The sequence below is a fragment of the Thermodesulfobacteriota bacterium genome, assembly GCA_036482575.1.
GTDB lineage: Bacteria > Desulfobacterota > GWC2-55-46 > GWC2-55-46 > JAUVFY01 > JAZGJJ01.
On record JAZGJJ010000215.1, the window covers coordinates 1 to 10,919 of the forward strand.

A 10,919-nucleotide genomic window follows, 5' to 3' on the forward strand; every position below is an offset into this window, starting at 1 on the left:
AGGAGTCCGTTTGTTATATGGATCGCGAGGTTTACCAGGTGGTAGCCGAAGACGTCCAGCCCGCCGAACCGGTAGTTCAGCGCGAAAGATAAAAAACCGACATACCTCGTGCCCGACGGGGGCCAGAGGCGGGAGAGGTCCCTCAGTGCGGTGTTATTCGTTATGGTGTGCGAGTCGTCGAGCAGGAACGGCGAACTGAAGGTGTTCGAGTATGCGAGGAGCGCCGCTGCGACTATAACCACCAGCGAGCCCGGGACGAGCCATATCCCCGGGGGCACTTTATCCGTCTTTTCACTCATAGCCTTAAAAATATCAGGATGGGCCCTTCATGTAAACAGGTTCTTGCCTCAGCGGCCCGCGCTTCATGTGAGGGTGGGGGGGAATAATACCTTGAAATCCGGGTGGATGCCGGGGTAAAACCTATAAGGAGGAGACGGGTGGCAAGAACCTTGAAGATAATCCGTGTGCTGACAATACCGGCCCTCGTGACCGCGGCGGCCATTAGTTTAGCCGGCGTGGCCGGGGCCGCAGGCGAGGAGGACGAGGGGACCGGGCTGCCCCGGCTCGGCGGCACCATCTCGCTGAAGGACGTCTTCCTCCACCGCGACGGCGGCACGACCTGCGCCGTAATCGTGGACTCCGAGAGGAAGAGCCTCGTAATCTGTTTCGACCGCCGCGTGGACACGGAAACGCCCTTTCGCATCTACGCCGGAGCGAGGCACCCGTCCGAGGACGGGGCGCTCCTGATACCCAGGGGCGGCAGGGAGGAGGCCCGGCTGATCTCCATGCTCTGGCAGGCGCTGGACGAGAGGCTCAGCATCAAGGAGCAGGACGCCCTCATGGCTCGGACCATTATAGAGGAAGCGATAGAAGGGGTAGAGGGGTTGAGCGACGAGGAGTGGGGGGCGTGGGTGCTGCTTCGGGCTTTAAAAGGTAATAGTGATATAGGGGTTGCGGTGGATACAAAGTAGCGTGAACGCTACTTTGTGAACCGGCGATTTCCCCGCCATACTTCGTTAGCCGCACATTTTGCCTCCTCGACGTATATCACTATACGCCTGCGGGCCAAAATACGCGTCTGCCTCGTCTGACGGGCAACTTACCGGTTTAGCCCCCCGCTTGCCCTGAGCCGTTCGATAAACTCACGACAGGCTTGTTGAAGGACAAAGACCGCGCTTGAACTTTTATCGGAGGAAAGATAAGATTATTGGAGTTGGCACTTTCTTCCTGAAAGCGATGGTTGTGATTCCTGCCAGAATGTTGTATATTTCTACCGATAATCAATAAGGATGGTTTCGGCGTGAGGACACGCCGAAACATGGAAGATGAAAAAACGTAGCACTCTCTGGCAAGCTCGAAAAAGTTACCTAATTACTGAGCATCTACAACCGTCCCGTTTTGCAGAATAAAGGAGGAAGTAGAAAATGGGCTTTTTGAAGAAACTTTTCGGAACGAGCCAAGCTGCTCCTAATTTACCTATCCATCTGGATGACAATGAACTAGTCGCTGAATATGATATCCAGTGGTGGGAATCTTTGACATTAGACGATTGCAAAACGCTTGAACAACAGGATAACGTTGCTCAATTGGCTCTTTTCATTAAACTTAGAGAAGACGGTTTGTCTGAGGATGAAGCAGCCAGGCAAGTTAGAAAATCGCATCTTTTTTATTATGGGACATTGGAGCAACGAGATGATGAGCCGCTAGGTTTTCGTGGCGAAGATGCTAAACTTCCTTATATTATCAAAGATAGAGCAAACAAGGCAGTTATTCAATATATAAAAAAATGGATAAGGGTGAAATTGAGTCTGCATCAAGCATGAATGCAATTGTAAGAAATCTAATTAAAACCGGAAAAGTATAACAACACTACAATGAAGTTTTAAAAAAAGGGAGAGGAAGATAAATCATGATGTAGCAAGCGCCGCTGATTTTGGCAGTTATAAATGTTTCGCTCAGTAACCCTCAATTTTTTCAGCTTCTCAAAAGTGAAAAGTAGTAGGTGTAATACTGTCCTCGCATCCTCCTCCCCTCCTTCAACATCCCGCCTTCCTGTTTTTGTCCTTAACTAAACCCCGGTGGGATGGGTTCTTGTAGCTTAAGGTAGGTCAGCCGGGAGGGGGACAGGATGCCGGGGCCGCATGAGCGCACGTAGTGCGCGATTTAAGGTGGGGCAGACTGTGGGGCGGCCGGGTGACGGGGGTGCAGCTTAAGAGAACCCATCCCACAAAGCGCTCCGGAGCGAAGCGCGGAGCGCAACAGGGAGGGGAAGGGAAGATATTCTAGGTTAAAGTTCTCCCCCTCACCCCAGCCCTCTCCCACCAGGGGAGAGGGGGTCTAAAGGAAGCGCAAGAGGGAGTGGAAAGGGAAGGGCGAGATTGCCGCTGGACTAAAGTCCCTCGCAATGACGGGGGTAATGGGGGGGGAACATCCCCTTTTGAATAAGGGGAGTTCGTGACGCGCTCACGAACTCTCAATAAATAGCTTCCCTGGGTCCTCCAGGTAGGAGATTATCTTATTCAGGAACGCGGAGGCTTCGCCGCCGTCGACCACCCGGTGGTCGAAGGTCAGCGATAGCGGCAGTATCTTCCTGACCTCCACCTTCCCGTCCACCACCCACGGTTTTTCCTTGACCTTGCCCGTGCCGAGGATGGCCACGTCCGGATAGTTTATAATGGGCGTTGCGTAAACGCCGCCGAAGGTGCCGAAGTTGCTTATGGTAAAGGTGCTCCCCTTGAGTTCATCCAGGGTTATCTTCCTCTCTCGCGCCTTCTTGCTCAACTCCTGAAGCTCGCGGGCGAGGTCGAGGATGGTCTTCTTGTCGACCTCCCTCACCACCGAGACCATGAGCCCGTCCGGGGTGTCCACGGCCACGCCGATGTTATAGTATTTTTTTACTACTATCTCTTCGGTGTCCTCGTCCATGCTGCCGTTAAGCCTCTCGTGGGTCACAAGCGCGTGCTGCACGGCCTTCATGAAGAAGGGCATGAACGTAAGGTGCACGCCCTCCAGCCTGGGCACGTCCTTCTCCCTCTCCCGGAGGTCCCAGAGCCTCGTTACGTCGGCGTCGTCCATGCCCGTTACGAACGCGGTCCTCTCCTGAGAGAGTTTCAGGTTCCTGGCGATACTCTTCCTGACGCCCTTCATGGGCACCCTCTCTACGGGGCCGAACCTGTCGCGCGCCTCTTTCCTCGCGGCCTCCGAGCCGCCCCGGACGTCGTCCTCGGTTATGGCCCCGCCCGGCCCCGTGCCGGAGATACCCTTCAGGTCCACGCCGAGCTTTTTGGCGAGGCTCCGGACCTTGGGAGTGGCGAGCACCTCTTCTTCGGTGGGGAGAGTACCCACGACCGAGACGGATTTTTCCCCCTCTTCCTCCACCTCATTCTCGGGCTCTATGACAAAGAGCGTCTCGCCGACCGCGAGCACGTCCCCTTCCGCGCGGCAGAGTTTTAGCACCTTACCCTTCTTCGGGGTAGGCACCTCGACGATGGCCTTGTCGGTCTCGACCTCGGCCACGACCTGGTGCTCCTCCACCGGGTCGCCCTCCTTGACGTGCCACTTCACGATCTCTCCCTCGACTATGCCCTCACCGAGGTCCGGCAGCTTGAACTCATATGGCATGGGTTACCTCCTGCTATACAAAACGTCATAACTGCGCATACCTTCGTTGCTCCTCGGCTCGTCGTTGCGGCGTACTATCAAAGTACGCCTCACTCCTCACCTTCGTCACGCCTCGGTCTGCTTTGTTCTGACGTTCTGTACGCGCAACTATTTATGGCACTGTGTATACTTATAAAAAAACCTAAAACGAACCACGAACGACGAACGACGGCCCCTAATACTTCATTACAGTCTCATACGCCCGTCTTATACGGTCCTTACCCGGCAAGTAGTCGTCCTCCAGCTTCGCCATGGGCGGCACGGCGTCGGGTCCGGCCACACGGAGGACCGGGGCCTTCAAAGAGAGCATGGCCTCCTCGGCCGCAAGTGCGGCTATCTCGGCCCCCATGCCGCAGTACTTCGTGGCCTCGTGGACGATGACGAGCCTGCCGGTCTTCCTGACCGAATCGAGGACCGTCTCCTCGTCGAACGGTTTTAGCGTCATAAGGTCTATTATCTCGGCATCGAACCCTTCGGTGGCCTCGGCCGCGCGGTGGAGCATCGCGCCCCAGGCGACGACAGTAAAGTCCTTCCCCTCCTGATAAACATTAGCCTTGCCGAGCGGCACGGTGTAGGGCCCCTCTGGCACCTCCGATTTTATCGACCGGTAGAGCCTCGACGGCTCGAGGAACATGACCGGGTCCGGGTCCCTTATGGCCGAGACGAGAAGCCCCTTCGCGTTATACGGGTTCGAGGGGACGACCACCTTGAGCCCCGGCATGTGGGAGAAGATGGCCTCGGGCGAGTCCGAGTGAAGCTCGGGCCCCTTTATGCCTACGCCGTAGGGGGCCCGCACCACGAGCGGGCAGGTAAAGCGCCCCCTCGAACGCGTGCGGATACGCGCGGCGTGGGAGTAGACCTGCTCGAACGCCTCGTAAATGAAAGCAATGAACTGTATCTCGGCCACGGGCTTGAGGCCGTAGACGGCCATGCCCACGGCCGCCCCGAGTATGCCCACTTCCGAGAGCGGGGTGTCCACCACCCTCCCCGGGCCGAACTTTTCGAGCAGCCCGTCGGTTACCCTGAAGACCCCGCCGTCCAGACCCACGTCCTCGCCGATAACCAGTACGTCCCCGTCGCCGGCCATCTCTTCGGCGAGCGCGAGGTTTATGGCCTGGACCATATTTATTTTAGCCATCCAAGCTCCTTCATCTCCTTAAGCTGCCTCGGGCTCTGCTCGGCGTTCGTGAAGCGCATGATGTCGCCCGGCTCGGAGGGCCGGAAGGACTCCTCCTTTGCTATGTCGGCGTCCACCTCGGCCTCGGCCTTTTTCGTTATCTCCTTTTCGTACTCCTCGCTCCAGAGACCCTTCTTCTTCATGAAGAGCCTCATCCTTATAAGGGGCTCCTTCTTCTCCCACTCCTCGACCTCCTCTTTCGAGCGGTACTTCGACGCGTCGTCGGCGGTCGTGTGGTTATGGAGCCTGTAGGTGACGCACTCTATGAAGGTCGGACCTCCTCCCCCCCTCGCCCGCTCGACGGCCTCTTTGGTGGCCTTGTAGACGGCCATTATATCGTTCCCGTCGACCTGCACGCCGGGGAAGCCGTAAGAGAAAGCCCTCTGGGCGATGGTCTCGGCCGCCGTCTGGCTCTTCCTCGGACACGAGATGGCCCATTGGTTGTTCTGGCAGATAAAGACGGCCGGAGCGTTGAACACACCGGCAAGGTTCAAACCCTCGTGGAAGTCGCCCCTGGAGGAGCCGCCGTCGCCGAAGTAGCCGACGGCTACCTTCTTGTGTCCCCTGTAGTTCATCGCCATGGCCGCACCGGTCACGTGCGGTATGTGACTCCCCACGGGCACGCTCATGGGGAAGATATTCAGATCCTCCGGACACTTCGCCCCCCGCTCGTCCCCGAGCCAGTACCGGAGGAGCATCCACATGGGATAGCCGAGCGTTACGAGCACCCCGGTCTCGCGGAAGGACGGGAAGACCCAGTCGTCCTTCCCGATGGCGAGCGCGCTCCCGATCTGCGAAGCCTCCTGGCCGTGGATGGAGGGGTAGGTGCCTATACGGCCCTCCCTCTGCAGGCTCAGGCTCCTCGTGTTAAAGGTCCTCACAAGGACCATCTTCTCGAAAAACATCTTCAGCTCGTCGTCAGAAAGGGGGGGCATGAGGGAGGGGTCGGCGTTGCCCGCCTCGTCTATGACCTGCAGGTATTTGACCTCAAAACTTGCTTTAACGGTTTCCGACATAGGCGCAAGTTTAGCAGGCGGTGGGCCGTTAGTCAAGAAACCCCCATCCCCCCCTCCGGCAGGGGCGGCGGGGGTAAATATTGACAACCGATGCGGCTTATTATATCCTCACTGAATCATGGCGGACATTTCAAAGATAGAGTTCGACGACAAGGGACTCGTGCCGGCGGTGGCCCAGGAGGCCACGACCGGGGAAGTCCTGATGGTCGCCTACATGAACCGCGAGGCCCTGGAGAAGACGCTTGAGAGCGGCAGGGCCCACTACTTCAGCCGCTCGCGGCAAAAGCTCTGGATGAAGGGCGAGACGTCGGGAAACATCCAAAAAGTCCGCTCGGTCCGCTACGACTGCGACTGCGACACGGTCCTTCTGAAGGTGGACCAGACCGGCCCGGCCTGCCACACGAACGCGCGGACCTGCTTCTTCAACCGCATGGACAACGGCAGGGGGGGGGGAAAAGAGCCCGCGGGCCCGGACATTATCGCCCGGCTCTACCAGGTGATACTCGATAGGAAAAAAGAGGACGCATCGCCGGAAAAGTCCTACGTGGCCTCGCTCTACGAGAAGGGCACGAACAAGATAGCCCAGAAGATCCACGAGGAGTCGGCCGAGTTCATAAACGCCGCCAAGAAGGAAGGCAAGGACGAAGTGGTCAGCGAACTGTGCGACCTCTGGTTCCACACGCTCATTATGCTCGGCAGGGATGATATAGCCATAGGTGAGGTATTCGCCGAGTTCGAGAGACGGTTCGGCACCTCGGGCATAGAAGAGAAAGAGTCCCGGAAGAAAAAGTCCGGAAAGAAGGAGTAAGCGCATATGGAGGACTGCATATTCTGTAAGATAGGGTCGGGCGAGATACCTTCGGAAAAGGTCCGCGAGACGGAGAGGCTATTCGTCATAAAGGATATAAACCCGCAGGCCCCGACGCACCTGCTCGTCGTGCCGAAGAAGCACTACGCTACTCTTCTCGACTGCGATGACCCGGAGCTGCTCGGCGAGATGCTCCGGGTGGCCTCGGAAGCCGCGCAAGAGGCAGGGGTGGCCGAGAGCGGCTTCCGTACCGTCGTAAACACCAACCAGGAGGGCGGGCAGGTCGTATTCCACCTGCACATGCACGTCATCGGCGGGAAGCCGCTCGGCGGGAAGATGGGGTAAATAGATGTTAAACGAACTTCTGCAAAAGACCTTCTTTGAAAACACCGTACTGAGCTACATTATCGTAGCCGCCGCAATAGTCGTCGGCCTGCTGATCGTGAAGATAATCACCTCGGTGGTGATACGCGCTCTCCACAGGTGGACCGAGAAGACCGAAGGCAAGCTCGACGACTTCATCATCGAGATGCTGAGGAAGAACGCCGTGCCGCTGATGTACTACGGCGTCTTCTACGTGGCCACGCGGAGCCTGATACTCCCCTCGGCCCTCAATAAGGGACTCGAGGTCGTCGGGGTCATCCTGCTGACGCTGCTCAGCATCCGGCTCATAAGCGGACTCGTCGCCCACGCCGCCGAACAGTTCTACCTGAAGGACGCGGACCCGAAAAAGCGGCAAGGCTTTAAGGGGATGATGCCCGCCATAAAGGTGGTGATCTGGGGCCTCGGGGTAATCTTCCTCCTCGACAACCTCGGCTTCGAGATATCAAGCGTCATAGCCGGGCTCGGCATCGGCGGCATCGCCGTGGCGCTGGCCGCCCAGGCCGTTCTCGGAGACCTCTTCAGCTACTTCTCCATCATCACGGACCGCCCCTTCGAGACCGGGGACTTCGTCATCCTCGACAGCGGGCACCTCGGCACGATCGAACACATAGGGATAAAGACCACCCGGATAAGGAGCCTCGGGGGCGAACAGATCGTGCTGTCCAACTCGGACCTGACGAGCTCGCGCATAAAGAACTACAAGAGGATGCAGAAGAGGAGGGTCGTCTTCCACCTCGGGGTCACATACCAGACGTCCTCCGACAGATTGAAGGAGATACCCGGCGTCATAAAGGAGACTATAACCGGCATCGAGGGGGCCGACTTCAACAGGGCGCACTTCTCAAGCTACGGCGACTTCAGCCTCAATTTCGAGGTCGTATACTATGTGCTCTCGGGCGACTACAACAAATACATGGACATTCAACAGGCCATAAACTTAGTGATATACGAGGAGTTTGAAAAGAGGAAGATAGAGTTCGCCTACCCCACGCAGACGCTATTCATGGAAAAGACGGAGAACCAACCCGCGCCGCAAGGGTAATGGAACCCGGCCGCTATTCAACAGTTTCGGTGTGGGGCCTTGCCCCGTACTTGATACGGGGACACACCGAAACATCAAGCGCTATTGAGGCGGTAGGTTGGGTTGGTTTTATCAACCCAACAGTATTGTTTATTGAAACCGTTGGGTTTCGCTACGCTCTACCCAACCTACGCCGCTTACTTAAGTCCTCGTCTAGCCCAACTAGCCCAACATAAACTGTTTTTGCTCGGCTCTTTTGACCAGCGTTTTGGTAAGCTATTATTAAGCGGAGGGACTTCTCCAAATTTTCGAACGTAGGCATGTAAAACAGCTCTTTCTGCCTCTTCAAGTTTGCTTTTGTTAATCGTAGAGAACTTAACCTTCAACTTTCCAAGCTGCTCTATTAAGTAGTCCTCATCACTTTGGCATCGTTCCCCTAGAATACCTCCAGCTACTTCCCTATTCTCCCACAAAAAACCACTGGCTATATGATTAAAATCAATAAATCGCTTAAGACGTCTGCGTAGTTTGATTGACTTCCCTATATACAGGATACCACTATGGTCTTGTCCCGCTACTCGCCTAACTACCTTATTGCATTTTATAATATAAATACCTGCCGAAGTTGGTGCAGACTCCCACAGTTCATCTAAACCATTTGTTCTCCAGAGTGCACTCATATACCCCCCCTTCACAATTGAAATCGTTGGGTTTCGCGGAGTCTATCCCGTACTTGATACGGGGCTCTACCCAACCTACGCCACTACTCATTCGTAAATCATATTAAATAGTTTGTTGGCCAAATCCCTATCCAGGTCCTTGAGAATCTTATATTCTTGCAGGGCAGAACCCCTATCCTCAAGTATGGAATAAACCATACCCAGTGCAAAGTGCGCCTCCGCATAGTCTGGATTGATACGGATCGCCTGTTTGAAGGCTTCAACCGCCTCGTTGGGGAGAATAAGACTGATGTAAACAGTGCCTAGGCCGAAGTGCGCCTCCGCATAATCAGGATCGATACGGATCTCCTGCTTGTAAGCTTCAACCGCTTCTGTGTAGAATCCAAGATTAGTATAAGCCATACCCATGACGAAGTAAGCCCCCCCAAGGTCAGGTCTAAGACGGGTTGCCTGTTTAAGGGCCTCAACCGCATTGTTGTAGTCTCCAAGCTGGTTATAAACCGCACCCAAATTTTTATATGCAGCAGCAAAGTCAGGCTTTATATGGATGGCTTGTTTGAGGGTTACGACAGCATCGTTAAGATGTCCGAGCAAGAAATAAGCTCCGCCCAGACCATTGTATGCTTCCGCAAAATCGGATCTGATATGGATCGCCTCCTTGAAGGCTTCAACCGCGTCATCGAAAAATCTAAAACCTAACATCTTACAATATCCTATAAATAAATAGGCTTCTGCATAACTGGGATTTTCGCTAACCGCCTTTTCAAAGTAGAAAAGGGCTTCCTTGGGGCCTTCGGCCCAATAGAAAACAAGCCCTGTAAAGAAAAATTCTTCCGCATAGGCAAGCCGTTCTTCCATCTCGCCCCCCTGCCATTCGACGAGAGTCTGTCCCTTACCCGGTGTAAGATTCAGCACCCTCTCTCCGGGAACGGCAAAGTTGAGGGCCTGCCCCTCTAACATTTGAAAGGTTGCGATCCCTATCACTTCACCTTTCACATTGACCACGGGACTGCCGCTGGAGCCCTCGGACATGGGTGCCGTAAGCTGAATAATCTTTCCGAACGCCGGAATCTCCCGGACGGCCGAGACAATCCCGTCTGAGACCGTCAGTTCAAGTCCCAAAGGACTGCCGACCACAGCTATCCGCTCGCCGACCTCAACACTTGCGGTGCTAACCGGCAGGGGTCGCACTGCATGCCCGGTGACATCCGCAGAGACGAGCACGAGATCTCCCTCCCTGTCCTCGGCAAGGACTTTCTTAACCGGATAGACCTTATCATCTGCGGTTTTCACCTCGGCGCGGACTGCTCCCTCAAGCACATGCCGGTTGGTGATGACATCGCCATTTTGGTTAATAAAAAAGCCGCTCCCCTGCCCTATAGCTTCCCCTTTCTCATCATAGGTCAGAATAACGACAACAGACGGCGTAATCCTTTTGACAATAGCCGGTAAATCTTCCTGAGCCTGTGCAGGGGTAAAGACCGCGACACCTAAAAGAAAGACGCCTGTGCACATCAAATGCCGCCGGTACATCCTCATGATTTCATCTCCCACCAATATCATAAGCCGGGCAAACGAAGCGGAACCCTACGATTCCAATTATTGATTACCACCTGCAATATACAACTTTTCAGCAAGGTCTACAACTACCGACTACAGGAAGCAATACAAATAGTTCGTAAGACCTTATAAATACGTAGTCATGGGGCTGTTGAAAAAAAACAATATTTCTGTCACTCCCGCCCCGTATCAAGTACGGGATAAACTCCGGCGGGAGTCCAGAAGTCCTTGAAAGAACTGGATTCCTGCTTTCGCAGGAATGACTATTTCTTGAAAAAGACACTTTTTCAACAGCCCCGTCATGACCTTTTTGACAGTATTTTTGTCCATAGTTTTGTCCATGTTTTTGTCAAACGTAAGCAGTTGATTTTACAAAGATAATTACCGGATTATCCCGAATTTGTCAGGGCTTTTGTCACTACTTTTGTCAACGATTATGTCAGGATTTTTGGCAAAAATAACTGGATTCCTGCTTTCGCAGGAATGACTATTCTTTTTTAAAAAGACACTTTTTCAACAGCCCCGGTTATCCCCCCCTCCCCTACTCCTCCCCCCCGTCACGCGCCAAACCGGCAAGTTTTCCGTCAGGCGAGGCGGCCGTGCATTTTGGACC

Annotated in this window: 11 protein-coding genes; 5 read left to right on the top strand and 6 right to left on the bottom strand. The window is 54.9% G+C overall.

Features of this window, described 5'->3' with window-relative positions; genetic code table 11:
• The coding region (locus V3W31_09615) for a hypothetical protein (GenBank protein MEE9615183.1) at positions 1–299 on the bottom strand (299 nt) is incomplete at its 3' end.
• 138 nt (positions 300–437) lie between these two features.
• Between V3W31_09615 and V3W31_09620 the strand changes: the two genes are divergently transcribed.
• Together V3W31_09620 and V3W31_09625 are read left to right on the top strand one after the other, a co-directional pair.
• Positions 438–971, top strand: a complete 534-nt coding sequence (locus V3W31_09620) for a hypothetical protein (GenBank protein MEE9615184.1) — start codon at positions 438–440, stop codon at positions 969–971.
• A 453-nt stretch (positions 972–1,424) separates the two neighbouring features.
• The gene (locus V3W31_09625; GenBank protein ID MEE9615185.1) at positions 1,425–1,823 is read left to right on the top strand and encodes a hypothetical protein; all 399 of its coding nucleotides are present in this window, start codon (positions 1,425–1,427) and stop codon (positions 1,821–1,823) included.
• A gap of 640 nt (positions 1,824–2,463) precedes the next feature.
• Here the strand turns inward: V3W31_09625 and V3W31_09630 are convergent.
• The 3 genes from V3W31_09630 to pdhA all read right to left on the bottom strand — a co-directional run bounded on the left by V3W31_09630 (position 2,464) and on the right by pdhA (position 5,853).
• Positions 2,464–3,621 (bottom strand): dihydrolipoamide acetyltransferase family protein, encoded by a 1,158-nt coding sequence (locus V3W31_09630; GenBank protein MEE9615186.1) that lies wholly within the window; start codon positions 3,619–3,621, stop codon positions 2,464–2,466.
• A 214-nt stretch (positions 3,622–3,835) separates the two neighbouring features.
• Positions 3,836–4,798 carry an alpha-ketoacid dehydrogenase subunit beta gene (locus V3W31_09635; protein MEE9615187.1) on the bottom strand — a complete coding sequence of 321 codons (963 nt, stop codon included), beginning with the start codon at positions 4,796–4,798 and terminating at the stop codon, positions 3,836–3,838.
• The gene (pdhA, locus tag V3W31_09640) at positions 4,786–5,853 is read right to left on the bottom strand and encodes a pyruvate dehydrogenase (acetyl-transferring) E1 component subunit alpha (GenBank protein ID MEE9615188.1); all 1,068 of its coding nucleotides are present in this window, start codon (positions 5,851–5,853) and stop codon (positions 4,786–4,788) included. Before pdhA ends, V3W31_09635 begins: the two co-directional genes overlap by 13 nt.
• 118 nt (positions 5,854–5,971) lie before the next feature.
• Between pdhA and hisIE the strand changes: the two genes are divergently transcribed.
• Genes hisIE through V3W31_09655 form a run of 3 tightly spaced genes read left to right on the top strand, consistent with a single transcriptional unit; the run spans position 5,972 to position 8,087 of the window.
• On the top strand, positions 5,972–6,661 hold the full coding sequence (hisIE, locus tag V3W31_09645) for a bifunctional phosphoribosyl-AMP cyclohydrolase/phosphoribosyl-ATP diphosphatase HisIE (GenBank protein ID MEE9615189.1): 690 nt from the start codon (positions 5,972–5,974) through the stop codon (positions 6,659–6,661).
• 6 nt (positions 6,662–6,667) lie between these two features.
• Positions 6,668–7,006 carry a histidine triad nucleotide-binding protein gene (locus tag V3W31_09650; protein ID MEE9615190.1) on the top strand — a complete coding sequence of 113 codons (339 nt, stop codon included), beginning with the start codon at positions 6,668–6,670 and terminating at the stop codon, positions 7,004–7,006.
• Positions 7,007–7,010: 4 nt separating this feature from the next.
• On the top strand, positions 7,011–8,087 hold the full coding sequence (locus V3W31_09655; protein ID MEE9615191.1) for a mechanosensitive ion channel family protein: 1,077 nt from the start codon (positions 7,011–7,013) through the stop codon (positions 8,085–8,087).
• A 176-nt stretch (positions 8,088–8,263) separates the two neighbouring features.
• Here V3W31_09655 and V3W31_09660 read toward each other — a convergent pair whose 3' ends face one another.
• The gene (locus V3W31_09660) at positions 8,264–8,746 is read right to left on the bottom strand and encodes a hypothetical protein (protein MEE9615192.1); all 483 of its coding nucleotides are present in this window, start codon (positions 8,744–8,746) and stop codon (positions 8,264–8,266) included.
• Between the two features lie 87 nt (positions 8,747–8,833).
• Positions 8,834–10,261, bottom strand: coding sequence for a tetratricopeptide repeat protein (locus V3W31_09665; GenBank protein MEE9615193.1), 1,428 nt, complete (start codon positions 10,259–10,261; stop codon positions 8,834–8,836).
• Positions 10,262–10,919 lie beyond the last annotated feature (658 nt).